Source organism: Pantoea sp. X-Soil-ISGK-421 (assembly GCF_059730785.1).
In genome coordinates, this window is the sequence record NZ_AP035979.1 from 1,399,979 (window position 1) to 1,424,827 (window position 24,849).

The 24,849-nt window shown below is 52.0% G+C and carries 19 protein-coding genes; 9 read left to right on the plus strand and 10 right to left on the minus strand.

Annotated features, from left to right (window positions below; genetic code table 11):
* Positions 1 to 44: 44 nt before the first annotated feature.
* Positions 45 to 941, minus strand: a complete 897-nt coding sequence (locus tag AC6I8K_RS06470) for a LysO family transporter (RefSeq protein ID WP_497826410.1) — start codon at positions 939 to 941, stop codon at positions 45 to 47.
* Positions 942 to 1,078: 137 nt separating this feature from the next.
* On the opposite strand from AC6I8K_RS06470, the gene AC6I8K_RS06475 reads away from it, so the two are divergent.
* Positions 1,079 to 2,719, plus strand: coding sequence for a DUF2813 domain-containing protein (locus tag AC6I8K_RS06475; RefSeq protein ID WP_497827225.1), 1,641 nt, complete (start codon positions 1,079 to 1,081; stop codon positions 2,717 to 2,719).
* 91 nt (positions 2,720 to 2,810) lie between these two features.
* Here the strand turns inward: AC6I8K_RS06475 and cspD are convergent, their stop codons facing one another.
* Positions 2,811 to 3,038 (minus strand): cold shock-like protein CspD, encoded by a 228-nt coding sequence (gene cspD, locus AC6I8K_RS06480; protein WP_007887624.1) that lies wholly within the window; start codon positions 3,036 to 3,038, stop codon positions 2,811 to 2,813.
* 323 nt (positions 3,039 to 3,361) lie between these two features.
* Between cspD and clpS the strand changes: the two genes are divergently transcribed.
* Together clpS and clpA are read left to right on the plus strand one after the other, a co-directional pair.
* Entirely contained in the window at positions 3,362 to 3,682 is a 321-nt protein-coding gene (gene clpS / locus AC6I8K_RS06485) for an ATP-dependent Clp protease adapter ClpS (RefSeq protein ID WP_007887621.1), read from the plus strand.
* Between the two features lie 55 nt (positions 3,683 to 3,737).
* The gene (clpA, locus tag AC6I8K_RS06490; RefSeq protein WP_064740732.1) at positions 3,738 to 6,017 is read left to right on the plus strand and encodes an ATP-dependent Clp protease ATP-binding subunit ClpA; all 2,280 of its coding nucleotides are present in this window, start codon (positions 3,738 to 3,740) and stop codon (positions 6,015 to 6,017) included.
* Positions 6,018 to 6,107: 90 nt separating this feature from the next.
* On the opposite strand, the gene infA is transcribed toward clpA, so the two are convergent.
* The 5 genes from infA to trxB form a co-directional block, all read right to left on the minus strand.
* Positions 6,108 to 6,326: a translation initiation factor IF-1 gene (gene infA / locus AC6I8K_RS06495; protein ID WP_002211347.1), complete on the minus strand. Its 219-nt coding sequence runs from the start codon at positions 6,324 to 6,326 to the stop codon at positions 6,108 to 6,110.
* Positions 6,327 to 6,672: 346 nt separating this feature from the next.
* The gene (gene aat, locus AC6I8K_RS06500) at positions 6,673 to 7,365 is read right to left on the minus strand and encodes a leucyl/phenylalanyl-tRNA--protein transferase (RefSeq protein ID WP_064740733.1); all 693 of its coding nucleotides are present in this window, start codon (positions 7,363 to 7,365) and stop codon (positions 6,673 to 6,675) included.
* Positions 7,366 to 7,398: 33 nt separating this feature from the next.
* Positions 7,399 to 9,129 (minus strand): heme ABC transporter ATP-binding protein/permease CydC, encoded by a 1,731-nt coding sequence (cydC, locus tag AC6I8K_RS06505; RefSeq protein ID WP_497827226.1) that lies wholly within the window; start codon positions 9,127 to 9,129, stop codon positions 7,399 to 7,401.
* The gene (gene cydD, locus AC6I8K_RS06510) at positions 9,129 to 10,898 is read right to left on the minus strand and encodes a heme ABC transporter permease/ATP-binding protein CydD (protein WP_497826411.1); all 1,770 of its coding nucleotides are present in this window, start codon (positions 10,896 to 10,898) and stop codon (positions 9,129 to 9,131) included. The genes cydC and cydD overlap by 1 nt, the downstream gene beginning before the upstream one ends.
* A 145-nt stretch (positions 10,899 to 11,043) precedes the next feature.
* Positions 11,044 to 12,009, minus strand: a complete 966-nt coding sequence (trxB, locus tag AC6I8K_RS06515) for a thioredoxin-disulfide reductase (RefSeq protein WP_497826412.1) — start codon at positions 12,007 to 12,009, stop codon at positions 11,044 to 11,046.
* Positions 12,010 to 12,530: 521 nt separating this feature from the next.
* Between trxB and lrp the strand changes: the two genes are divergently transcribed.
* The 5 genes from lrp to serS all read left to right on the plus strand — a co-directional run bounded on the left by lrp (position 12,531) and on the right by serS (position 20,076).
* Positions 12,531 to 13,025, plus strand: a complete 495-nt coding sequence (lrp, locus tag AC6I8K_RS06520; RefSeq protein WP_006118610.1) for a leucine-responsive transcriptional regulator Lrp — start codon at positions 12,531 to 12,533, stop codon at positions 13,023 to 13,025.
* A gap of 119 nt (positions 13,026 to 13,144) precedes the next feature.
* Positions 13,145 to 16,543, plus strand: a complete 3,399-nt coding sequence (locus AC6I8K_RS06525; RefSeq protein WP_497826413.1) for a DNA translocase FtsK 4TM domain-containing protein — start codon at positions 13,145 to 13,147, stop codon at positions 16,541 to 16,543.
* A 175-nt stretch (positions 16,544 to 16,718) separates the two neighbouring features.
* Complete coding sequence (gene lolA, locus AC6I8K_RS06530) at positions 16,719 to 17,330, plus strand: outer membrane lipoprotein periplasmic chaperone LolA (protein ID WP_008102417.1); 612 nt, start codon at positions 16,719 to 16,721, stop codon at positions 17,328 to 17,330.
* A gap of 7 nt (positions 17,331 to 17,337) precedes the next feature.
* Complete coding sequence (locus tag AC6I8K_RS06535; RefSeq protein WP_483817107.1) at positions 17,338 to 18,684, plus strand: replication-associated recombination protein A; 1,347 nt, start codon at positions 17,338 to 17,340, stop codon at positions 18,682 to 18,684.
* Positions 18,685 to 18,783: 99 nt separating this feature from the next.
* On the plus strand, positions 18,784 to 20,076 hold the full coding sequence (gene serS / locus AC6I8K_RS06540) for a serine--tRNA ligase (RefSeq protein WP_064740738.1): 1,293 nt from the start codon (positions 18,784 to 18,786) through the stop codon (positions 20,074 to 20,076).
* 150 nt (positions 20,077 to 20,226) lie between these two features.
* Here the strand turns inward: serS and AC6I8K_RS06545 are convergent, their stop codons facing one another.
* On the minus strand, positions 20,227 to 20,442 hold the full coding sequence (locus AC6I8K_RS06545) for a hypothetical protein (protein ID WP_497827265.1): 216 nt from the start codon (positions 20,440 to 20,442) through the stop codon (positions 20,227 to 20,229).
* Between AC6I8K_RS06545 and AC6I8K_RS06550 the strand changes: the two genes are divergently transcribed.
* On the plus strand, positions 20,390 to 21,541 hold the full coding sequence (locus AC6I8K_RS06550) for an MFS transporter (RefSeq protein WP_497826414.1): 1,152 nt from the start codon (positions 20,390 to 20,392) through the stop codon (positions 21,539 to 21,541). The two genes, AC6I8K_RS06545 and AC6I8K_RS06550, sit on opposite strands and share 53 nt — an antisense overlap.
* 51 nt (positions 21,542 to 21,592) lie before the next feature.
* Here AC6I8K_RS06550 and pflA read toward each other — a convergent pair whose 3' ends face one another.
* Positions 21,593 to 22,333, minus strand: coding sequence for a pyruvate formate lyase 1-activating protein (gene pflA, locus AC6I8K_RS06555; RefSeq protein WP_064740740.1), 741 nt, complete (start codon positions 22,331 to 22,333; stop codon positions 21,593 to 21,595).
* A gap of 164 nt (positions 22,334 to 22,497) precedes the next feature.
* Positions 22,498 to 24,780, minus strand: coding sequence for a formate C-acetyltransferase (pflB, locus tag AC6I8K_RS06560; protein ID WP_258144858.1), 2,283 nt, complete (start codon positions 24,778 to 24,780; stop codon positions 22,498 to 22,500).
* Positions 24,781 to 24,849 lie beyond the last annotated feature (69 nt).

Here is a 24,849-nt window from a genome sequence, read left to right on the forward strand (position 1 = left end):
ACGATGAAGCTGGCGCGCAGCCGTGAAAAAATGCGCTGGGCCAATTATGCCGAGAACAGGGCGATGAGGATCGGGGCCAGTAAACTCATGATAAAACCGTGCACAATCGCGGCGGGGACAATTTCCATGCCGCCGGTGCGTTGCAGGATCGGCAGCGTGAAATCCATCGATGTTGCGCCGCTTAATCCCAGCGTCATGCTGCGCTGACGGGTAATTAACAGCGGGATCAGCATGATGGTGATCAGTTCGCGCAGCAGATCGTTGAAGAAGGCTGCGCTACCTATCACCGGGCCAAAGGATTCACTCATCAAAATACCGGAAAGCGAATACCAGCCGAAACCGCTCGCCAGCGCCAGACCGGTTTTGATCGGCAGATTCAGTAGCAGCGCAGCGATGGTGCCTCCGAGCAGCGCACTGCACATAGAGACCAGCGCCACCACCATGCCACGGCGATTAATGGTGATCTGACGCAATGTCATGCCGCTGCTGCGCAGTTGAATACCCACCAGCAATAGCATCAGCATCAAGGCGTATTCGCTAATGGTTGATGCATGGCGCAGCGGTGCCCATTGGCTTAAACCGAGCAGAAAGCCGGCCAGCACCGAGCCGCATAGCTTGAGCGACTCCAGCGCCATATGCAGACGCGACGGCAGTGTTTGCGGCTTGTGCTGGTGGTGCCACGGCCAGCGTCGCTCCAGCAGCCACAGCGCCAGCAGCGAGCAGGCAAGAATGCTCAGCATGCTGACCAAGGCGATGTGGAAAATGGCGAGTAAATTACTGCTCAGGTTATCGAGAAACGCCAGGCTGGTGCCCATAAAGAACAGAATGATATACACCAGCGCACTCAGCGTGCGGCTTACAACCTGTAAAAGTGATGTTTGCCGCAGTGGCAGCAGATAGCCGAAAATTAGCGGCAACAGGATAATAATCAATCCGTACATAGTGGGTTTCTATCCATGATTTGAGGGCTGTCACGCTAGCGAAAAACAGTTGAAGTGTAAACCTTTTCCCCTTGCGCTGACTTGACCAGCGCAGCTTGGCGGACCATGCTCAGACAAGGTAACGGATGGATTGTATGATGATTCTGGAACATATCGATATTCACGGTTTTCGCGGCATTAATCGGCTGTCATTGCCGTTGACTGACACCAATCTGCAGATTGGAGAAAATGCCTGGGGTAAATCGAGCCTGCTGGACGCATTAACGCTATTACTGGCACCTGCTGCAGAACCTTATCAATTCACTGAACACGACTTTCACTTTCCACCCGGTGATATCGATGCGCGCATGCGCCACCTGCAGCTGGTATTTCGCTTTCGCGCGCAGGGCGCTGATGATGGCGCACTGTTTCAGCCCTTCTGGCTGCACGATGAAAACGGTCGCTATATCCGTTTCAGCACCCGCGCCAAACGTCAGGAGCAGGGTGTAAAAACCACCTGGCGTTTTATCGATGAGAACAACGATGTGTTGCCAATGGCGGGCACTGACGCCGCGCTGGCGCATCTGCGCGCGTATTATCCGGTATTGCGCTTACGCGATGCGCGTTTTGGCCGCAGAACCCGGCTTACGGACAACGATGAGCAGCGGCGCGCAACCACCTTAACGGCGTTGGCGCAGGAAGTGGAAAAGCTGACGCGCGATTTGGTGGTGCGGCCACAAACGTTAAGCGACGATCTGCTGCGTCAGGGAATGCATACTATGCAGCAACTGCTGGAACACTATTTTCTGGTGCAGCAGTCAGGCAGTAGCGCGATGCGCGTTGCCCCGGAAGTCCGTGATGGCAGCGAAGGCTGGCGCTCGCTGGATAAACTTAATCATCTGATTGCCGGCACTGAATCACGCAGTCGTCAGGTGATTCTGCTGCGCATGTTCTCGCTGTTGATTCAGGCGCACGGCAACGAACCATTGCCCGCGGGTGCGCATCCGCTGCTGCTGGTGGAAGATCCGGAGACGCGCTTGCATCCCATCATGCTATCGGTGGCGTGGAATTTACTGGAACTGATGCCGCTGCAAAAAATTGCCACGACCAACTCGGGCGAATTACTGTCGCAGGTGCCGCTGGAGAATATTTGCCGTCTGGTGCGTGAACCCGCGCGCGTGGCAGCCTGGCGCATTGGGCCGGAAGGGTTGAGTGCTGAAGAGAGCCGCCGCATTGGTTTTCACATCCGAGTGAACCGCCCATCGGCGCTGTTTGCCCGCTGCTGGCTATTGGTGGAAGGCGAAACCGAAGTGTGGATTATTAATGAACTGGCACGACAGCGCGGCTATCACTTCGCGGCGGAAGGGGTGAAAGTAATTGAGTTTGCGCAATCTGGCCTGAAGCCATTGCTAAAATTCGCCCAACGCATGGGCATCGCCTGGCATGTACTGACCGACGGCGACCAGGCGGGTAGCAAATATGCCGCCACCGCGCGCAGCCAGCTACCGTCGCATGCACGGGAAAGCGATCATCTCACCCAATTCCCGGCACCTGACATCGAGCATTTTCTCTACAAGCAAGGCTTTAGCGATGTTTATCATCAGATGGCGCACCTGCCGTTAAACGCGCCTATGAATATGCGGCGTATTATTAGTCAAGCCATTCATCACAGTTCGAAACCTGAGCTGGCAATTGCTGTTGCGATGGCGGCGGCGGAACGCGGGCCAGAGGCCATTCCGTCGCTGCTGGATCAGCTGTTCGCTCACGTGATGTGGTTGGCGCGCGGCCGGGCGGATTGAAGTTAGGGTCGATTCGGCAAATAAAAATGCCAGCGTCTGCGGCTGGCATTTTTTTTCGGGAGTGGTCAGAATACGTGAAACAGCCTGCGCGTTAAGCGACCGCAGCTTGCGTGGCTTCACAGGGCACAATTAGGCTGGCGTGATTGCCCTTTGGTCCTTCATGGACATCAAACTGAACCTGTTGGCCAGCTTTCAGCGTTCTGTATCCCTCCATCTGGATCGTGGAGTAGTGTGCGAAGATATCGTCGCCGCCGCTAATCGGACAGATAAACCCGAAGCCTTTGGCGTTGTTGAACCATTTTACAGTACCCGTCTCCATGCTTTTACTTCCCTCGCAAGACATTTTGATAAGTAGGTGAGGTCATTGAAGCTGTGAGTCGAGCTTGTTTAAAACTCAATCAGCTTGTGTTAGTAGAATGTAGAGAAACGGACCTTATCGTCAAGCAAACGGTCCTGGCGGATGGGGATAAATTCATCAAAATTTGAGGCAGTTAACGCTATTGCAAATTTTGTGATACAGGTCGCGCATGTGCTTTTAGGGCCACTTTTTAGCAAGTCAAAGCCGGCTTGACAGGCATGTTAAACTTTAGGAATGGGCGCAGAAATGCGCACAATCGTAACGCAGAATTTCGACGGAACATTATGGCAAACACAAACGACTGGCTTAATTTTGAACATCTAGCCGAAGATAAAGTACGCGAAGGGTTAAAGCCGCCTTCAATGTATAAAGTCATTCTGAACAATGACGATTATACACCTATGGAATTTGTTATTGACGTTCTGCAAAAGTTCTTTTCTTATGATATTGAACGTGCAACGCAGCTGATGTTGAAAGTTCACTACCATGGAAAAGCAATCTGTGGTGTATTCACTGCAGAAGTGGCGGAGACCAAAGTAGCCCAGGTGAACAATTACGCACGAGATAATGAACATCCGTTGCTGTGTACGCTAGAAAAAGCCTGAAGCCATCTCCATATAGGAGATAGGTTGTCAGAGCGATAATTGGGGGAGGTGCCAAATGCTCAATCAAGAACTGGAACTCAGTTTAAACATGGCTTTCGCCAGAGCGCGTGAGCACCGTCACGAGTTTATGACCGTCGAGCATCTGTTGCTGGCATTGCTCAGTAACCCGTCGGCCAGAGAGGCACTGGAAGCCTGTTCGGTGGATATCGTGGCTCTGCGTCAGGAACTCGAAGCCTTCATCGAACAAACCACGCCGGTGTTGCCTGCCAGCGAAGAGGAGCGCGATACCCAACCTACGCTCAGCTTCCAGCGCGTGCTGCAACGTGCGGTATTCCATGTCCAGTCCTCCGGTCGCAGCGAAGTCGCTGGTGCCAACGTGCTGGTCGCTATTTTCAGCGAGCAGGAGTCGCAAGCGGCCTATCTGCTGCGCAAACATGAAGTGAGCCGTCTCGATGTGGTGAACTTCATCTCCCATGGTACGCGTAAAGACGAACCCGGCCAGCCGCAGAACAATGCGGAAAATCCGGTTAACGAAGAGCAAGCAGGCGGGGAGGATCGTATGGAAAACTTCACCACCAATCTTAATCAGCTTGCTCGCGTCGGCGGAATCGATCCGCTGATCGGCCGCGATAAAGAGCTGGAGCGTACTGTTCAGGTATTGTGCCGTCGTCGCAAGAATAACCCGCTGCTGGTGGGTGAATCGGGCGTGGGTAAAACAGCGATTGCTGAGGGGCTTGCCTGGCGCATTGTGCAGGGCGACGTGCCGGAAGTGATGAAAGAGTGCACCATCTATTCACTCGACATCGGTTCGCTGCTGGCCGGAACCAAATACCGCGGTGATTTTGAAAAACGCTTTAAAGCCTTGTTGAAACAGCTGGAGCAGGACAGTAATAGCATCCTGTTTATTGACGAAATCCATACCATTATTGGTGCGGGTGCGGCATCAGGTGGCCAGGTGGATGCGGCAAACCTGATTAAGCCGCTGCTTTCAAGCGGCAAAATTCGCGTGATGGGTTCAACCACTTATCAGGAATTCAGCAATATCTTTGAGAAGGATCGTGCGCTGGCGCGCCGTTTCCAGAAGATTGATATTACTGAGCCTTCTGTGGAAGAAACCGTGCAGATTCTCAACGGCCTGAAGCCGAAGTACGAAGCGCATCATGACGTGCGTTATACCGCGAAAGCGGTACGTGCGGCGGTAGAGCTGGCGGTCAAGTATATCAACGATCGTCATTTGCCGGATAAGGCGATTGACGTAATTGACGAAGCCGGGGCGCGTGCGCGTCTGGTGCCGGTCAGCAAGCGTAAGAAAACGGTTAATGTTTCGGATATCGAAACCGTGGTGGCGCGTATTGCACGTATTCCAGAGCAGAGCGTGTCACAAACCGATCGCGATACGTTGAAAAACCTCGGTGACCGTTTGAAAATGCTGGTGTTTGGTCAGGATAATGCGATTGAAGCACTGACTGAAGCAATCAAGATGAGCCGCGCTGGTTTGGGCCAGGATCGTAAACCGGTCGGATCCTTCCTGTTTGCGGGCCCAACTGGCGTTGGTAAAACAGAAGTTACCGTCCAGTTGGCTAAAGCGCTGGGTATCGAACTGCTGCGTTTCGACATGTCCGAGTATATGGAGCGCCACACCGTTAGCCGTTTGATCGGTGCGCCTCCCGGTTATGTCGGCTTCGATCAGGGCGGTTTGTTGACGGATGCGGTCATCAAGCATCCGCACGCTGTTGTACTGCTGGATGAAATCGAGAAAGCACACCCGGATGTCTTCAATCTGCTGCTGCAGGTGATGGATAACGGTATGCTGACCGATAACAATGGACGTAAAGCAGACTTCCGTAACGTGGTGCTGGTAATGACCACCAACGCCGGCGTACGCGAAACTGAACGTAAGTCGATTGGCCTGATTCATCAGGACAACAGTACTGACGCGATGGAAGAGATCAAAAAAATCTTTACGCCAGAGTTCCGTAACCGTCTCGATAACATCATCTGGTTCCGTCACCTGTCTCAGGAAGTGATTCATCAGGTAGTAGATAAATTTATCGTTGAGTTGCAAGCGCAGCTGGATGCGAAGGGCGTATCGTTGGAAGTGAGCGATGATGCGCGCGATTGGCTGGCTGATAAGGGTTACGACAAAGCGATGGGTGCGCGTCCGATGGCACGTGCCGTGCAGGAAAACCTGAAGAAACCGTTGGCGAATGAACTGCTGTTTGGTTCGCTGGTTGATGGTGGATCGGTATCAGTAGCGCTGGATAAAGATAAAAACCAGCTTACTTACCACTTCCTGAGTGCGGAAAAACGTAAAACCGAAGGTACAGTTCACTAAGCGTGATGCAGATATGAAAAAGGCCGGATGCAAATCCGGCCTTTTTTTTGCGCTAAGTTCGTGCGATCAGCGCGAGATATGAATCTCTACTTAGCGACTACGGAAGACAATGCGGCCTTTGCTCAGGTCGTACGGGGTCAACTCGACAGTCACTTTGTCGCCCGTCAGGATGCGGATATAGTTTTTGCGCATTTTACCGGAGATATGAGCGGTAACCACGTGCCCGTTTTCAAGCTCTACGCGGAACATGGTGTTCGGTAACGTATCCAGTACGGTACCTTGCATTTCAATATTGTCTTCTTTGGCCATCGAATCCTCTGGGTGTACTACCAAACTGTTGAACCGGCAAGATAATGCCGAATTCCATGATTTATGTAAAGAACCGTTGATGATTTTGCCAACGCTTCGCCGTGCGTCGCGCCGTTGCGCGTGCAGTACGGATAAATTAGGGTGTTTTTTGACGTCTGCGGGGGATTAGCGGGCTAAGAATCTGTAGCAATCGGCATCAGTTGCACAATCAAAACAGCTTCGGGAAATGTGTGAGATCCCCAACCTGGCAATTCCGGCTCGCCACAGCGAAGCGCGGACGACATACCAAACTCGCTTATTGTATCACTTTTGTCGGGAATTGTGTGCAAAACATCGGTGAGCCATGTCAAAAAAGGGTTTGTGTTTGCCAGCAGCTGTCAGAAACCGGTTGCCACGCCAGGGTTTGCACATACTGTAAATAATCGACGCGCGGGATTTCAACTGCACCCAATGAGGCGGTATGCGGGTTCAGCACCTGGCAATCAATCAGTCGACCCTGATGCGCCACAAAGTGTTGTGAGAACACCCACAGCGCAGTTTTCGAGGCATTTTCCTGACGGCTAAACATCGATTCACCGCAAAAAATTTGCCCCAGTGCCAATCCATACATGCCGCCCACCAGTTGCTGACCGCACCAGACTTCAATCGAATGCGCATGGCCTAATTCGTATAAACGTAACCACGCACGTTTCACTTCAAAGGTGATCCACGTTCCCTCTTGTCGGCCGCTGGCACAGCCTTCCAGCACCTGTGGAAACGCGTGATTCATGGTAACGCGATAGGGCGAACGCTTATGGAAGCGCGCCATACTGCGACTCAGATGGAAAGATTCTGGCAGCATGACCGCGCGGGGATCCGGCGACCACCAAAGAATCGGATCGCCTGGAGAAAACCACGGGAAAATTCCCCGCTGATAAGCATTCATCAGGCGGGCAGGGGAGAGATCGCCGCCCATCGCCAATAATCCGTTGGGCTCGCGCAGCGCCATTTCAGGGGGTGGGAAATTTAATGAATCCCGTGAAAGCTGTATCAGTCTCATTGCGTCAATCACACTCAGGGCTGTTGGCTAAGACTATAGCGTAAAGCGCTGATGGAAACGCCAGTAGCGGCCTGCTTTTGAGATTAATTCGGCGTGCGTGCCGGATTCAATAATCTTTCCCTGATCCATAACACAAATGCGGTCCATGGACTCCAAACCACTTAAGCGATGCGTCACCATGATTAGTGTTTTAGCGTGGGTGACGTGCTGCAATAGTGTCAGGATCTGTTGCTCGGTGCTGGCATCCAAACCTTCAGTGGGTTCATCAAGCAACCATAAATCGCCATCGTGCAACAGGGCACGTGCAATTGCCAGACGACGCAATTCACCGCCAGATAACGGTCGACCGCCATCGCCCATCCACGCATTTAATCCTTCATTGTGCTCGGCGAGATGCGTTAGACCAACCTGATGTAAGGCATTAATCAACTGTTCATCGCTAGCATCCGGTTTTGCCAGTAGCAGATTGTCGCGCAGCGTTTGGCTAAATAGATGTACACGCTGTGTCACCACACTGATGCGGCTGCGTAGCGAAGCTTCGTCCCAGGCGGCGAGGTCGATATCGTTCAGGCTAATCGAACCTTGTTGCGCTTCCCAGCCGCGGGTAATGAGTGTCAGCAGGCTGGACTTCCCGCAGCCGGTGGGGCCGAGCAGCGCCAGATGTTCACCAGCCCCTAACGATAGTGAGAAATGCTGCAGCACCGGTTCAGGGCGCTGTGGATAGCTAAAACAGATATTTTCCAGCTTCAGGCTGATACCTGATGCGCTAGCAATTTTAGTGTCGGGAAAACGTATTGCTGCAGGTTGATCAATGATTTCCTGTACCCGCTTCGCTGCGCTGGTCACTTGCGACAGCGGCAAAAATGCACCGGCAACCGGCGCCAATGCTTCAAACGCCGCCAGTCCGCAGAACACAAACAGCGCGATTAACGCGCCCGGCGCACTATTTCCACCTACGCTAGTAGCGGAAATCCACAACAGCAGCGTAACCGTCACACCGCTGATGACCAGCAGCAGACTTTGTGCCAACGCCTGTAGGCGATGTTGTCTACGTTGCGCCTGTTGCCACTTAAGTTCTTCCGTATCAAGCTGGTCACGCCACAGTTGCGCAGCGCCATAGATTTTCAGCTCAGACAGGCCGGTAATCCAATGCGTTAACTGCAGGCGCCAACTGGCCTGATGCTGGACTAACTGTTGTCCGACTGAAGTGCCAAGCCGCCAAAACAGCGGCGGCATGAGCAACAGCGTCAATAACATAATGCCGCCGAGCAGCAAAGCTAACGGCACATCCAATAGCGCTAAACCGCAGGTGACCACCACAATCACAATTACAGCGCCGATTAACGGCGAAATCACACGCAAGTAAAGATGGTCGAGCGTATCCACGTCGCTGACGAAACGGTTGAGCAACTCACCTTGACGAAAACGTCCCAACTGTTCAGGTGCGAGGGCGATGAGTTTACTGAAGGTGAAAACGCGCAAATGTTGCAGCACACGGAAGGTAGCATCGTGGCTCACCAGGCGTTCGAAATAACGCGCTGCTGTGCGCGTGATCGCCGCACCACGCACTCCAGCAGCGGGCAACATGTAGTTGAACGTGTAAAGTCCCGTCATACCCGCTAGCGAAGAGGCGGCGAGGAACCACCCGGATAACGTTAACAGCCCAATGCTGGCAAGTAGGGTGACGATCGCAAGAATTATGCCTAGCCCTAAACGCCATGGATGACGGTTAAACAGACGCAGGAAAGGCAGTAAATGATTCATCATGCGATCTCCTTTCGACGATGTTGCACCATTTCGCGCAGCGGTCCATCTTGTTCAATCAGCTGCTGCCAATGACCTTGTTGAACCAGTTGCCCCGCCTGCATTACCCAAACTTCATCCCAGCTTACGAGCTCGTTCAGTTGGTGCGTTATCATCAGCGTGGTTTGCTGGGTGGCAGCCTGTTGCAAAGCGCTGATAACATGTTGCTCGCTCTGGCTATCCAGCCCAGAACCAGGCTCATCAAGCAGCAGTAATTGCGCAGGTTTAAGCAGTGCACGCGCCACGGCAATACGCTGTGCCTGGCCGACGGAAAGACCAACGCCGCCATCGCCTAAAAAGGTATCTAATCCTTGCGGCAAACGGGCCAGAAATTCGCTAACTCCCGCACGCTGCAGTACCGCAGTGAGCGTGGCATCATCAATGTCATGATTGAACAGCAGATTTTCACGCAGCGTTTGAGCGGGTAAATGAGGATTTTGGCCTACCCAGGCGAGATGTTTTTGCCAGCTATCACGACTGATATCTCGCAGTTCCTGTCCATTCACCTGCAGCGAACCTTGATAAGGCAGGAAGCCAAGCATCACATTCATTAGCACGGTTTTCCCCGCGCCGCTTTGCCCGACTAATGCTACACGCTTGCCAGCGTCGAGAGTGAAACTGAGTGGCTGCGACAGCGCTTCACCGCTCGCGGTCATCACCACTAAATTCTGTGCCTGGATGTTAAGCGGTCCAGTGAGAGTAAACGCAGGTGAAGCTTGCTCTACGGCAGGATCGGGACTTTCACATAGAAACTGGTCCAGCGCATCAGCTCCACCAATCGCCTGCGCTTTGGCGTGATAGAAGGTGCCCAAATCGCGTAATGGCTGGAAAAATTCCGGGGCCAAAATTAGTGCCAGAAAACCGGCAAACAGTGTTACGCCGGTGCTGTAATGACCGAAATTCAGTTCGCCGAGGTAAGAGAAACCGAAATAGACTGCGACGACAGCGATCGCCAGTGAAGCAAAAAACTCCAGCACGGCGGAAGAGAGAAACGCCAGGCGCAAAACGTCCATGGTGCGTTGGCGGAAATCCGTGGTACTAGCGGCAATTGCCTGTTGCTCTGCCGCGCCGCGATTGAACAGGCGCAGCGTTTCACGGCCGCGTAGACGATCATAAAAATCACCGCTAAGGCGGGCGAGAGCAACAAAGTTGCGGCGGTTGGCATCTGCAGCGCCCATGCCTACCATGGCCATAAACAGCGGAATCAATGGTGCGGTTACCAGCAGAATCAATCCCGCAGCCCAGTTAATCGGGAAAATGGCGATCAAAATAGCTAACGGAATAAATACCGCTAGCGACATCTGAGGCAGATAACGCGCGTAGTATTCCTGCATCTCTTCGATTTGTTCGAGCAGCAACGTAGCCCAACTGCCTGCGGGTTTGCCCTGAATCCATGCCGGACCTAATTCATTGAGTCGGTTCAGCACCTGTTGGCGTAACGCTCTTCGAATGGCGACGCCAGCGCGATGCCCGGCCATTTCGCGAGCATAATGCAAGCCGGCGCGCAGAACAAAGCACAGGAGCAGTAGCAGAAAATCGGTGAGAAGTGTTGCGCGCGGTTGCTGCGCCACAATCAAATTTTGCAGCAGCGAAGCCATTAACCAGGCTTGAGCAATAATGACCAGAGCGCCAGCAAAACCGAACAGTGAGGCAGCACGTAAGTTACGCGCACCGTGATGACGTTGCTGACGGAGCCAGCGGAGAAGTTCTTGTTGCCGTGATTTGTTCATGCGATGCCGTTTGGTAACTCAAAAGAGATGTCAATCCCGGATGAAAACCCAGCAATGTCGGGCGCCTGAACTGTAGCATGCAGGTAACAAAAAAGGCGACCAAAACTGGCCGCCTTTAGACGATTATGATCAGGTTATTAACAACTTACTTATCGTTTTTAACCAGTCCATCAAGGAAACGCTCAGCATCCAATGCAGCCATACAACCGGTTCCTGCAGAGGTAATCGCCTGACGATAGATGTGGTCCATTACATCACCGGCAGCGAACACGCCTGGGATGCTGGTTTGCGTAGCGTTACCATGCAAACCGGACTGCACTTTGATGTAGCCATTTTCTAAATCCAGCTGGCCATCAAAAATGGCGGTATTTGGGCTGTGACCGATGGCGACAAACAGGCCAGCGACGTCAAGTGATTCAGCTGCTTCACCTTTGGTAGACAGCAGTTTTAAACCCGTTACGCCCATCTGATCGCCCACCACTTCGTCCAGCGTGCGATCGGTGTGGAGCACGATGTTGCCATTGCGCACTTTTTCCATCAAACGGTCGATGAGAATTTTTTCAGCGCGGAAGCTGTCGCGGCGGTGAATCAAATGCACTTCAGCGGCAATGTTCGCCAGATAAAGCGCTTCCTCAACAGCGGTGTTACCGCCACCAATGACGGCAACTTTCTGGTTGCGGTAGAAGAAACCGTCGCAGGTAGCGCAAGCGGACACACCTTTGCCTTTGAAAGCGTCTTCTGATGGCAGACCGAGGTAACGCGCTGAAGCGCCTGTTGCAATAATCAAAGCATCGGCAGTGTATTCACTGCTGTCGCCGATTAAACGGAACGGACGGTTCTGCAAATCGACAGTATGAATGTGGTCAAAAATGATCTCGGTGTTGAATTTCTCAGCATGCTCCTGCATGCGTTCCATTAACGCGGGACCGGTTAAATCATTGGCATCGCCTGGCCAGTTCTCCACTTCTGTGGTTGTGGTAAGTTGACCGCCTTTCTCCAGTCCGGTAATCAGCACCGGATTCAGGTTGGCGCGCGCTGCATAAACTGCAGCAGTGTAACCGGCAGGGCCGGAGCCCAGAATGAGCAGCTTACTGTGTTTGGCCGTACTCATGCGTTCCTCAATTTTTTTCTGACAACATAGTTTTTGATTGTAGGGAAATTAACGCCGCAAAAAAAGGCTTCAGCAATTTTGTTAACAATCGCTGCAAGCGGCGTAGACGATGAGTGCAGATTTTGCACGCGGTGTGCGCCAAAAGGGGGCAAAGCTCGGCAAATAGTGGTGCAGCAGCACTAAAATTCTCATTTAAAAACAGCAACCCAGAACTCTATCTGGCATCTTGTACTGAATTTGGATGTTTTACTTTGACAATCGCCTGCGCTTTTGCGAAAACATTGGGAGAAGCAGAGAATATTTAGCGATTCAAAACAGAATTTCATTTCTGTTTTGGGCTTTTTAGCCGAATAAACTCAGCCTGACATTGGTAATGACGCATGATGTGGACAGACAACATGCGTCATACGGATGGTAGCGTTACTGCACAGGCTTATGGTCTTCACTTCAGTAAGGCCCTGAACAATGAGCGTTTTCAGGGTGTGGCAGGTAAAGGGAAGGAATTAAGAGAGACAATAATAATGGTAGACAATAAGAAACGCCCCGGAAAAGATTTAGATCGTATCGACAGAAACATTCTGAATGAATTGCAGAAAGACGGTCGTATTTCCAATGTCGAGCTTTCAAAGCGTGTTGGATTATCGCCAACACCTTGTCTTGAGCGCGTGCGTCGCCTTGAGCGTCAAGGCTTCATTCTGGGTTACACCGCGCAACTCAATCCCCACTATCTGGATGCTTCACTGCTGGTATTTGTTGAGATTACTCTGAATCGTGGTGCGCCGGATGTGTTTGAGCAATTTAACGCCGCAGTGCAAAAACTTGAGGAAACTCAAGAATGTCACCTCGTTTCCGGTGACTTTGACTACCTGCTGAAAACCCGTGTACCGGATATGTCCGCCTATCGTAAACTGCTGGGGGAAACCTTGCTACGTCTGCCGGGCGTTAATGACACCCGCACTTATGTGGTGATGGAAGAGGTCAAACAGAGCAATCGTCTGGTGATCAAAACCCGTTAGTGCAGGGCAGGTGCAAAGCTTGCAGGATTTAGGTACACTCCTGTGAATTCATACAGGACCAACGTCGGGCATGCCCGACGTTGTTGCCTTCTTATTTTACAGGCACCTGGAGAGTTCTCTTGAGCCAGGAATATACAGAAGATAAAGACGTTTCGTTACAACCGCTGAGCAGTGGACGTAGGCTGCTGGAAGCATTGCTCATTCTTGTGGCCTTGTTCGCCATCTACTTGATGGTGTCATTGGTGAGTTTCAACCCTTCAGATCCAAGCTGGTCACAAACCGCATGGCATGAGCCTATCCATAATTTGGGTGGTAGCGTTGGCGCATGGCTGGCAGATACCCTGTTGTTCATTTTTGGCGTGATGGCCTATGCCATTCCTCCCGTCATTATTGGCCTCTGTTGGATCACCTTCCGTCAACGCGATCGTCAGGATTACATCGACTACTTTGCCGTAGGTTTGCGCCTGATTGGCGTGCTGGCCTTGGTGGTGACCACTTGTGGCCTTGCAGCACTCAACGTTGATGACATCTGGTATTTTACCTCAGGCGGCGTGATTGGCAGCCTGGTGAGCAATGCCATGGCGCCGTGGTTCAGTTCGGCTGGTGGCACCTTGACGCTGCTTTGCGTATGGGCTGCAGGCATCACGCTCTATACCGGTTGGTCATGGCTGACGATTGCCGAGAAGATCGGCGGCGTGGTGATGGGTGTTCTGACCTTCGCCAGCAACCGTTCACGGCATGACGAACCCTGGCAGGAAGAAGAGTACGACGACGAAGATCATGCTGAAAAGGTCGCGCCTCCAATGCATGCTGCACAGTCGGCTAATGAAGACGATGATGTGCTGTTAGCAAAACCGCGTAAGGTTAGTGACCCCGTTACACACGCGTTAGGTGACGATCCACTGCTGGCGAAAGCCAGTGCTGCCACTGCCGCTGCGATTGCTGTTACCACGCAAGCCGCCCAGCAGACTCCTGCCGTAGCGCAGCCTGCGGCAAGCGCAGTAGTGGAACCTACCGTTACGCCAGGTTTTGCCGAGACAACGGTTCAGTCGATCCCGAATTCTCAGCCTATTGCTGTCGCGCCTGAGCCGATCGCGCAATCTTCTACGCCACTTTATCGCTTTGAAGTGCCAAATGAACCAGCATCTTCTCCGTTCTCGCCTGCTGATGACGATGAGGGGCCGAGCATGGGCAACTGGCAGGATGCTGCGTCGTCTTCAGCAACAATTAATACCGTCGCTGCCGCATCACTTGCCGCCGGCGCGGTAAAAGCGGCGAGTGCATCAACAGCGTATTCGCCTGCCTTTGATATCGTGCCTGAGCGTGATTACAACCCGCAGGTGAAGCAGGGCATTGGCCCAGAGCTGCCGCGTCCCAACAAAGTTAAGTTGCCAACAAGACGTGAATTGGCATCTTACGGCATCAAACTGCCTTCTCAACGAATGGCGGAAGAGCAGGCCAAAGATGCTGAACAGCAACAACCCGAAGTAACCGCTTCCTACAGCGCTCCTTCACAAGAGGATGATGTTGAATTACAGGAAGCACAACTGCGCGAAGCCTTCGCATCACAGCAGCAGAATCGCTACGGTGAAAGCTGGCAGGATGCGCGTGAGCCCGAAGATGAAGAGGCGCTACAGCAAGCTCAACTCGCACGTCAGTTCGCCGATCAGCAGCAGCAACGCTATAACGAGCCTGAAGTGAAAGAGGCGCCAGTCTTTAATCTGGACACCTCTTCTGCTTTTGATTTCTCACCCATGAAAGATTTGGTTGACGATACGCCAAGTGAGCCGCTCTTTACCCTATCGGCAACGCCAGAGCCAGAGCCGGAAACTGAAGCGCCGCCGCAATGGCAGCAGCCAGCTGCGCCGCAGCCAGCATCACTGCCTTCGTTAAGTGCTGAATCCAGCCCATGGTCATCACCGGAGCAGGAAGCTTATTCGGCGCCGCCTGCACCAGTGAAACCCGCTGCGCCCGTGCAGGACAGCTTGTTCCATCCGTTCCTGGTTCGCCATGAACAGCCGCTGGAAAAACCAACTACACCGCTGCCAACGCTGGACTTACTCACGTCACCACCGGCAGAAGAAGAGCCGGTGGATATGTTTGCGCTTGAGCAAACAGCGCGACTGGTTGAGGCTCGACTGGCTGATTACCGTGTGAAGGCGGAAGTTGTTGGTATTTCGCCTGGCCCGGTTATCACCCGCTTCGAACTTGATCTGGCTCCTGGCGTGAAAGCTTCACGTATCTCCAACCTGTCGCGTGACCTGGCGCGTTCTTTGTCAGCTGTTGCGGTGCGTGTGGTGGAAGTCATTCCTGGCAAACCGTACGTAGGCCTTGAGCTGCCCAATAAACACCGTCAAACCGTTTATTTACGCGAAGTTCTGGATTGCCCTAAATTCCGTGAAAATCCTTCTCCGCTTGCCGTGGTATTGGGTAAAGACATCGCAGGACAGCCGGTTGTCGCTGATTTGGCGAAGATGCCTCATTTGCTGGTTGCCGGTACCACCGGTTCCGGTAAGTCGGTTGGCGTTAACACCATGATTATTAGCATGCTGTATAAGGCTACGCCGGAAGAAGTCCGCTTTATCATGATCGACCCGAAAATGCTTGAGTTGTCAGTCTACGAAGGTATTCCGCACTTGCTGACCGAAGTGGTTACCGACATGAAAGATGCTGCGAATGCGCTGCGCTGGAGTGTGGGTGAAATGGAGCGGCGTTATAAGCTAATGTCCGCGCTGGGTGTGCGTAACCTTGCCGGTTACAACGAAAAGATTGAGCAGGCTGCTGCGATGGGCCGACCCATTCCCGATCCGTTCTGGAAGCCGGGCGACAGCATGGACACCACTCCGCCAGTGCTGGAAAAACTGCCTTATATCGTGGTGCTGGTCGACGAATTTGCCGATCTGATGATGGCGGTAGGTAAGAAAGTCGAAGAGTTGATTGCACGTCTGGCACAGAAAGCGCGTGCGGCGGGTATTCACTTAGTGCTGGCGACTCAGCGTCCGTCGGTTGATGTCATCACGGGTCTGATTAAAGCCAACATCCCAACGCGTATCGCCTTTACTGTTTCCAGTAAGATTGACTCACGCACCATCCTCGATCAGGGCGGCGCGGAATCACTGTTGGGGATGGGTGACATGTTGTATATGCCGCCAAACTCCTCAATGCCGGTGCGTGTGCACGGTGCATTTGTCCGCGATCAGGAAGTCCACGCGGTAGTTCAGGACTGGAAAGCACGCGGTCGCCCACAATACATCGAAAGCATCACAGCTGGAGAAGAGAGTGATAGCGCGGCTGGCGGTATGATGGGTGATGAAGAGTTGGATCCGCTGTTTGATCAAGCGGTCTCTTTCGTGGTGGAAAAACGCCGTGCCTCAATCTCTGGGGTTCAGCGCCAGTTCCGTATCGGTTATAACCGTGCCGCACGTATCATCGAACAGATGGAAGCGCAGGGCATCGTTTCTGAACCGGGCCATAATGGCAACCGCGAAGTCCTGTCACCGCCGCCACACGAAATGTAATTTTTCGCGTGCAATTGTTCACTTATGGGCCAGTTAACACTGGCCCATTGTTTATCTGTTGGTCGATCCCCATCTTTTAGGGAGCTTTCGGCTTTTTCTCCTGTCGAAGTGACAGGGCGGTAACTACGTTTAATGTTGTAAGTGTCGGGAAACAATGAATAAGGAATCGAATCAGATGAAATTACGCGTTATTGCCTGCGGCCTGTTGGCCAGTTTTGTTTCCGCATCAGTATTGGCGGATGCTTCCAGCGATTTGCAACAGCGTCTTAATAAGGTGAACAGCTTCCACGCCAGCTTCAGTCAGAAAGTCACTGATGGCAGTGGTGCCAACGTGCAGGATGGTGAAGGCGAGTTGTGGGTCAAGCGTCCAAGTTTGTTTAACTGGCATATGACTGCGCCGGACGAAAGCGTAATTATTTCTGATGGCAAAAATCTGTGGTTCTATAATCCCTTCGTTGAGCAAGCAAGCGTTAGCCTGCTGCAAAATGCCGCCAGTAACACGCCGTTTATGCTGATTGCGCGTAACCAGCCGAGCGACTGGAAACAGTACAACATCAAACAGCAGGGTGATAACTTCGAGCTCACGCCGAAGAGCAGTGATGGCAATCTCAAGCAATTCACCATTAACGTGACATCTTCTGGCACCATCAATAAGTTCAGCGCGATTGAGCAAGATGGTCAGCACAGCGATTATCAGCTGAAAAGTCAGAACAACGGCGCAATTAGCCCAGACAAATTCACCTTTACGCCGCCAAAAGGGGTAACGGTGGACGATCAACGTCAGTGAGGTCACGGTGAGTAACCTGTCTCTGGATTTTGCTCCATCGAATGAGTTTCAGCCGCTGGCCGCGCGTATGCGGCCAGCGACACTGCAACACTACATTGGGCAGCAGCATTTGCTGGCGCCTGGTAAACCGCTGCCGCGCGCTATTGAAGCGGGGCATCTGCATTCGATGATTTTGTGGGGGCCGCCGGGGACAGGAAAAACGACCTTAGCCGAGATCATTGCTCACTATGGTAAAGCGGACGTTGAACGCATCTCTGCGGTGACTTCCGGCGTCAAAGAGATTCGTGAAGCGATCGAGCGAGCGCGTCAAAATCGCCAGGTTGGTCGTCGCACTATTCTGTTTGTCGATGAGGTCCATCGCTTCAATAAAAGCCAGCAGGATGCTTTCCTGCCGCATATTGAAGATGGCACTATAACTTTTATCGGTGCCACCACTGAAAACCCCTCGTTTGAACTCAACTCGGCGTTGCTATCGCGCGCCCGCGTATATTTACTCAAATCCCTTACTACGGCCGATATTGAACAGGTGCTACTGCAGGCAATGCAGGATGAAGAACGCGGCTATGGCAAAAGCGATATTGTGCTGCCGGAGAATACGCGTCGCATGATTGCAGAGCTGGTAAACGGCGATGCACGTCGGGCATTGAATACGCTGGAAATGATGGCGGATATGGCGGAAAGCAACGCGGAAGGCCAGCGTGAATTAACACCACAATTGCTCAACGAAGTCTCCGGTGAAAGGGCTGCGCGCTTTGATAACAAAGGCGATCGTTTCTACGATTTAATTTCTGCTTTGCACAAATCGGTGCGCGGTTCAGCGCCCGATGCGGCGCTTTACTGGTATGCAAGAATCATCACAGCGGGCGGCGATCCGCTGTATGTCGCACGCCGTTTACTGGCTATCGCTTCGGAAGATGTCGGTAACGCCGATCCGCGCGGTATGCAGGTTGCACTTGCCGCCTGGGATTGTTTTACCCGCGTTGGTCCGGCCGAAGGCGAGCGTGCGATTGCGCAGGCAATTGTTTACCTTGCCAGCGCTCCCAAAAGTAATGCGGTTTATACTGCTTTCAAAGCCGCGATGCGCGATGCGCGCGAATTTCCTGATTACGATGTGCCGGAACATTTACGCAATGCGCCGACTAAATTGATGAAGGAGATGGGGCTGGGCAAAGAGTATCGTTATGCACATGACGAGAACAACGCCTATGCGGCGGGTGAAGTCTATTTCCCGCCTGAAATGGCGCAGACACGCTACTACCAACCGACTCATCGCGGGCTTGAAGGAAAAATCGGCGAAAAACTCGCCTGGCTGGCTGAGCAGGATCAAAATAGCCCGATAAAACGCTACCGCTGATAAACACCTTACGGTAAGGTGAGCAAGGATTTCATTGCATTCCATAGGGATGCAAGTCCCGCCATTCGTTCAATCAACCTTTTATTACACAGGATTAGCATGCTCGATCCCAACCTGCTGCGTAACGAGCCAGACGCAGTCGCAGAAAAACTGGCACGCCGAGGATTCAAACTGGATGTGGAAACCTTACGTTCGCTCGAAGAGCGTCGTAAAGTCTTGCAGGTGGAAACTGAAAATCTGCAAGCTGAGCGTAACTCCCGATCCAAATCCATCGGTCAGGCCAAAGCACGTGGGGAAGATATCGAGCCGCTGCGTCAGGAAGTGAACGCGCTGGGCGAACGCCTGGATGCGGCTAAAGCAGAACTGGATGCCCTGCAGAACGAAATTCGTGATTTTGCCCTCGCTTTGCCAAACCTCCCGGTCGACGAAGTCCCGTTGGGCAAAGATGACAGCGAGAATCAGGAAATCAGTCGTTGGGGCCAGCCGCGCCAGTTTGATTTCCCGGTCAAAGATCATGTTGAGCTAGGCGAAGCCGCTAAAGGTCTGGATTTTGCAGCAGCGGTGAAATTGACCGGTTCACGTTTCATTGTGATGCAGGGCCAGATCGCACGTCTGCATCGCGCTCTGAGCCAGTTTATGCTTGACCTTCATACGCAGCAGCACGGTTATCTTGAAACCTATGTTCCGTATCTGGTGAATCAGGAAACGCTATATGGGACCGGACAACTGCCGAAGTTTGGTGAAGACCTGTTCCATACCAAACCCCTGGGCGAAGAGGCGGGTAGCAGCAACTATGCGCTGATCCCTACCGCTGAAGTACCGCTGACCAATCTGGTGCGTGATGAAATCGTCGAAGAGGAATCTTTGCCGCTCAAATTGACTGCACACACGCCGTGCTTCCGTTCCGAAGCCGGTTCATACGGGCGCGATACGCGCGGCTTAATCCGTATGCATCAGTTCGACAAAGTGGAGATGGTGCAGATTGTCGCGCCCGAACAGTCCATGGATGCGCTGGAAGAGTTAGTCGGTCACGCAGAAAAAGTGCTGCAGTTGCTCAATCTGCCATACCGTAAAATGCTGCTTTGCACAGGGGACATGGGCTTTGGCTCTGCTAAAACATATGACCTGGAAGTTTGGTTGCCTGCCCAGGACACCTACCGAGAAATCTCCTCTTGTTCCAACATGGGCGATTTTCAGGCGCGTCGTATGCAGGCGCGCTGCCGCAGCAAAACCGACAAGAAACCGCGTTTGGTGCACACACTGAACGGTTCAGGTCTGGCGGTGGGTCGTACTTTAGTTGCGGTACTTGAAAACTATCAGCAGGCCGATGGTCGTATTGAAGTACCTGAAGTGTTGCGTCCTTACATGGGCGGCCTGGAATTCGTTGGCTAATTAACGCTCAATTAAATAAACCCGGCAATGCCGGGTTTTTTATTTCTTAAGCTAAAAAACAATTATTTTTTAGTCGGAATTAATCAGAAATAAACGTTATCGATGGCAAATGGCCGTAAAGCATTAAAAATCGTTAATTCAATTAGATAGCTATTCATCGTGGTTTGTTCCATACGCTTCTAACCTGCTGAAGATAAAAAAAATAAATTGTTCCACAGCAAATCGTGCGGCGACGATTTTTTGCACATTGACTTTAAAATAGTGAATGGCAAACTGCGCGCAATTATTGTCATCTCTTTTGGTTTTATTCCCTATGTCAACCTGGTCGCGCCCCGTCGTTTTGCTGCTTTGCGGCTTAATGCTCATGACGGTGTCTATCGCTGTGCTTAATACGCTAGTACCGCTGTGGCTCACTCATGATCAATTGCCAACCTGGCAAGTGGGTATGGCCAGTTCATCGTATTATACCGGCAACTTGCTGGGCACCTTGCTGGCTGGCTGGTTGATCAATCGTTATGGTTTTAATCGCTGTTTCTACCTGGCCAGCGTGCTTTTTGCAGTGGCGACCATGGGCATGGTGATGCTAGAGGGTTTTTACAGTTGGACGATGCTGCGCTTCACCGCAGGCATAGGCTGCGCACTGATTTGGGTAGTGGTTGAGAGCGCCTTGTTGTGCAGCGGTACCGTACGTAATCGTGGGCAATTACTTGCTGCCTACATGATTATCTACTATCTCGGCACGGTTGCGGGCCAGTTGCTGGTTAGTCGAGTGTCCACAGAACTGCTGCACGTGATTCCGTGGGTCACGGCACTCATTATTTGCGCTGTCTTACCTGTCGTGTTTGTACACGTTAATGCTAACGCAGCGACGGAAGAAACATCCACTGGGCATATTTGGGTCATGTTACGTCGTCGCAGTTCCCGTCTGGGTATCAATGGCTGCATTATTTCCGGTATCGTCCTTGGCTCGCTGTATGGCTTGATGCCGCTGTATCTCTCTCATCAGGGAATGAGCGATGCAACAGTAGGTTACTGGATGGCATTGTTAGTCAGTTCAGGCATTGTGGGTCAATGGCCAGTAGGGCGTTTAGCCGATCGCTTTGGTCGCCTGATGGTGCTGCGTGTGCAAGTATTCGTGGTTATTCTGGGTGCGATCGCCATGCTAGGTGATGCTGCGATGGCGCCGGCGCTGTTCGTGTTAGGTCTGGCTGGTTTTACACTCTATCCGGTAGCGATGTCGTGGGCGTGTGAAACCGTGGCGCATCATGAGTTAGTGGCGATGAACCAGGCCTTGCTGTTTAGCTATACCGTTGGCAGTTTGGTGGGGCCGGGAATGACGGCGATGCTGATGCAAAATTACTCTGATCGTCTGTTATTCGTGATGATTGCTGCCGTTGCACTGGTTTATCTGGTGATGTTACTGCGTAAAGCCGATCATCAGGCAACGCCGGTTGCGCATGCTTAACGCATTCATTTGGAATGTAAAAAAGGGAGCCAGTGGCTCCCTTTTTTTGCGTTAATACATTACTTCATGGCCGTAGCTGGCGAGGATATTCTTCACTCGCTCCATAATTTCCTTACTCGGCGGCTTAACTCCATCCAGCTTGTACTCTTCGCCCATCGCAATCCATTTGTGTTTACCCAGCTCGTGATACGGCAACAACTCAATCTTCTCGATGTTATCCATATCTTTAGTGAATTCACCTAAGCGGTGAACAGAATCATCATCATCTGAGTAGCCCGGCACCACGACGAAGCGGATCCAGGTTCGTTTGCCTTTCTTTTGTAAGTAGCGTGCGAAATCCAATGTGCGGTGATTTGAGACGCCCACCAAAATCTGATGCACATCATCATTGATCTGTTTTAAGTCGAGCATCACTAAATCAGTAGCATCCAGCAACTCATCGATTACCGGATCATAGCGGCGCACAAAGCCATTGGTATCGAGGCAGGTATGAATACCCTCTGCCTGGCAAGCGCGGAACCAGTCCCGCACGAACTCCGCTTGCAAGATCGCTTCACCACCCGATGCCGTAACGCCACCGCCCGATGCATTCATGAAGTGGCGATAAGAGAGCGCATCTTTCATCAGCTCCTCGACAGTAACTTCTTTTCCACCATGCGTATCCCATGTATCGCGGTTGTGGCAATACAGACAGCGCATAAGACAGCCCTGAAAAAAGGTAATGAAGCGGATGCCTGGGCCATCAACGGTGCCGCAGGATTCAAAAGAGTGGATACGACCGATGGTTGACATTGCGATGGGTTCTCCAGGTGAGCCTGAACATCAGGCAGCACAATCTCTGTTGTGCTCTAAAAGTGAAAGTCGATTTTGCCAGGCCGCCAGAATTAGCAAACTGGCAAAATAGACTTGTGGAGAAAAGGCTCCCGCAGGAGCCTATTAATCTCATTAAAGTGTGATTACAACGACTGAGTGAATGTACGTGTAATTACATCCTTCTGCTGCTCTTTAGTGAGCGAGTTGAAGCGTACAGCATAACCAGAGACGCGAATGGTCAACTGCGGATACTTCTCAGGATGTTCCATGGCATCCAACAGCATCTCACGGTTCATCACATTAACGTTCAGATGCTGACCACCTTCAATGTTGGCTTCATGGTGGAAATACCCATCCATCAAGCCAGCAAGGTTAGTTTTACGCACGTTGTCATCTTTACCCAGTGCATTTGGCACGATGGAGAAGGTATAAGAGATGCCATCTTTCGCGTAAGCAAATGGCAGTTTCGCTACTGAGGTCAGTGAAGCTACCGCACCTTTCTGATCACGGCCGTGCATTGGGTTAGCACCCGGCCCGAATGGCGCACCAGCACGACGACCATCTGGGGTATTACCGGTTTTCTTACCATAAACCACGTTTGAAGTGATGGTCAGTACCGATTGTGTTGGTACCGCATTACGGTAAGTCTGAAGTTTCTGAATTTTCTTCATGAAACGTTCAACCAGATCGCAGGCCATATCATCAACACGCGAGTCGTTGTTACCAAACTGCGGATATTCACCTTCAATCTCAAAATCTACCGCTAAGCCATCTTCATCACGGATGGTTTTCACTTTGGCGTATTTGATGGCAGAGAGTGAGTCAGCCGCAACAGATAGGCCTGCGATACCACATGCCATGGTGCGATAAACGTCACGATCGTGCAGCGCCATCAGTGAAGCCTCGTAGCTGTACTTGTCGTGCATGTAGTGAATGATATTCAGGGAGGTGACGTACTGCTTAGCCAGCCAGTCCATGAAGTGATCCAGGCGCTCCATCACGATGTCGAAATCAAGAATCTCGTCAGTGATGGGAGCTTCTTTCGGACCCACCTGCATTTTCAGCTTCTCATCAACGCCACCGTTGATTGCATACAGCAGTGTTTTTGCCAGGTTGGCACGCGCGCCGAAGAACTGCATCTGCTTACCGACAATCATTGGGCTAACGCAGCAGGCGATAGCATAGTCATCGTTGTCGAAGTCAGGACGCATCAGGTCATCATTCTCATACTGTAATGATGACGTATCGATAGAAACTTTTGCCGCGTATTTCTTGAAGTTAACTGGCAATTTTTCTGACCACAGAATGGTCATGTTTGGTTCCGGAGATGGACCCATGGTGTAAAGCGTATTCAGGAAACGGAAGGTGCTTTTGGTCACCAGCGTACGGCCATCGACGCCCATACCGGCCAGTGATTCTGTTGCCCAGATTGGGTCACCAGAGAACAGCTCATCGTATTCAGGCGTACGCAGGAAGCGTACCATGCGCAGTTTCATCACCAGATGGTCAATCAGTTCCTGAGCATCTTCTTCAGTCAGTTTACCTGCCTGAATATCACGATCGATGTACACATCCAGGAAGGTCGATACGCGACCAAAGGACATCGCTGCACCGTTCTGTGATTTAACCGCAGCGAGATAGCCGTAGTAAGTCCACTGAACTGCTTCTTGTGCATTGGTGGCTGGCAGCGAAATATCTGAACCATATTTAGCGGCCATCTCTTTAATCTGACCCAGCGCGCGGTGCTGCTCAGAAATCTCTTCACGCAGACGAATGGTGGCTTCCAGATCTACACCGTTCTCCATATCGCTCTGAAGAGAGTTGAACTGCGCGACTTTGTCTTTCATCAGATAGTCGATGCCGTACAGCGCAACGCGACGGTAATCCCCAATGATACGGCCACGACCATAAGCATCGGGCAGGCCAGTTAGCACGCCTGATTTACGGCAGCGCATGATGTCTGGGGTATAAACATCGAATACGCCTTGGTTGTGGGTTTTACGATAATCGGTAAAGACTTTTTTCAGCGCTGGGTCGAGTTCACGGCCATAAACTTTGCATGAGCCCTCAACCATCTTGATGCCACCAAACGGGATAATGGCACGTTTTAAAGGCGCTTCAGTTTGCAGGCCAACGATTTTTTCCAGGGACTTGCTGATGTACCCCGCATCGTGAGAGGTAATGGTTGATGCCAGATCGGTGTCAAAATCAACCGGCGCGTGAGTGCGGTTTTCGATTTTGATGCCTTCAAGCACGCTGTCCCACAATTTAGTGGTTGCTGGAGTCGCGCCTGCAAGGAAGGATTCGTCGCCTTCATACGGTGTATAGTTTTTCTGGATAAAGTCACGGACGTTGACGCTATTCTGCCATTCGCCGGCGCTAAATCCTTCCCAGGCTGACGCCATTTTTTCATTCAGTTCGGACATGATATACCTGCCTTATTTAGGGAGACTTTGACGTATGGCGCACTGACTCAGCACGCCCGTACTAATTCA

What these genes read in the sequence shown, in the direction of transcription:
- AC6I8K_RS06550 (WP_497826414.1), top strand. Translation starts at nt 20,390, where the DNA reads ATGTCAACCTGGTCGCGCCCCGTCGTTTTGCTGCTTTGCGGCTTAATG.
- clpA (WP_064740732.1), top strand. Translation starts at nt 3,738, where the DNA reads ATGCTCAATCAAGAACTGGAACTCAGTTTAAACATGGCTTTCGCCAGA.
- lrp (WP_006118610.1), top strand. Translation starts at nt 12,531, where the DNA reads ATGGTAGACAATAAGAAACGCCCCGGAAAAGATTTAGATCGTATCGAC.
- aat (WP_064740733.1), bottom strand. Translation starts at nt 7,365, where the DNA reads ATGAGACTGATACAGCTTTCACGGGATTCATTAAATTTCCCACCCCCT.
- infA (WP_002211347.1), bottom strand. Translation starts at nt 6,326, where the DNA reads ATGGCCAAAGAAGACAATATTGAAATGCAAGGTACCGTACTGGATACG.
- trxB (WP_497826412.1), bottom strand. Translation starts at nt 12,009, where the DNA reads ATGAGTACGGCCAAACACAGTAAGCTGCTCATTCTGGGCTCCGGCCCT.
- serS (WP_064740738.1), top strand. Translation starts at nt 18,784, where the DNA reads ATGCTCGATCCCAACCTGCTGCGTAACGAGCCAGACGCAGTCGCAGAA.
- clpS (WP_007887621.1), top strand. Translation starts at nt 3,362, where the DNA reads ATGGCAAACACAAACGACTGGCTTAATTTTGAACATCTAGCCGAAGAT.
- AC6I8K_RS06545 (WP_497827265.1), bottom strand. Translation starts at nt 20,442, where the DNA reads ATGAGCATTAAGCCGCAAAGCAGCAAAACGACGGGGCGCGACCAGGTT.
- cydD (WP_497826411.1), bottom strand. Translation starts at nt 10,898, where the DNA reads ATGAACAAATCACGGCAACAAGAACTTCTCCGCTGGCTCCGTCAGCAA.
- pflA (WP_064740740.1), bottom strand. Translation starts at nt 22,333, where the DNA reads ATGTCAACCATCGGTCGTATCCACTCTTTTGAATCCTGCGGCACCGTT.
- AC6I8K_RS06470 (WP_497826410.1), bottom strand. Translation starts at nt 941, where the DNA reads ATGTACGGATTGATTATTATCCTGTTGCCGCTAATTTTCGGCTATCTG.
- lolA (WP_008102417.1), top strand. Translation starts at nt 16,719, where the DNA reads ATGAAATTACGCGTTATTGCCTGCGGCCTGTTGGCCAGTTTTGTTTCC.
- AC6I8K_RS06475 (WP_497827225.1), top strand. Translation starts at nt 1,079, where the DNA reads ATGATTCTGGAACATATCGATATTCACGGTTTTCGCGGCATTAATCGG.
- pflB (WP_258144858.1), bottom strand. Translation starts at nt 24,780, where the DNA reads ATGTCCGAACTGAATGAAAAAATGGCGTCAGCCTGGGAAGGATTTAGC.
- cydC (WP_497827226.1), bottom strand. Translation starts at nt 9,129, where the DNA reads ATGAATCATTTACTGCCTTTCCTGCGTCTGTTTAACCGTCATCCATGG.
- cspD (WP_007887624.1), bottom strand. Translation starts at nt 3,038, where the DNA reads ATGGAGACGGGTACTGTAAAATGGTTCAACAACGCCAAAGGCTTCGGG.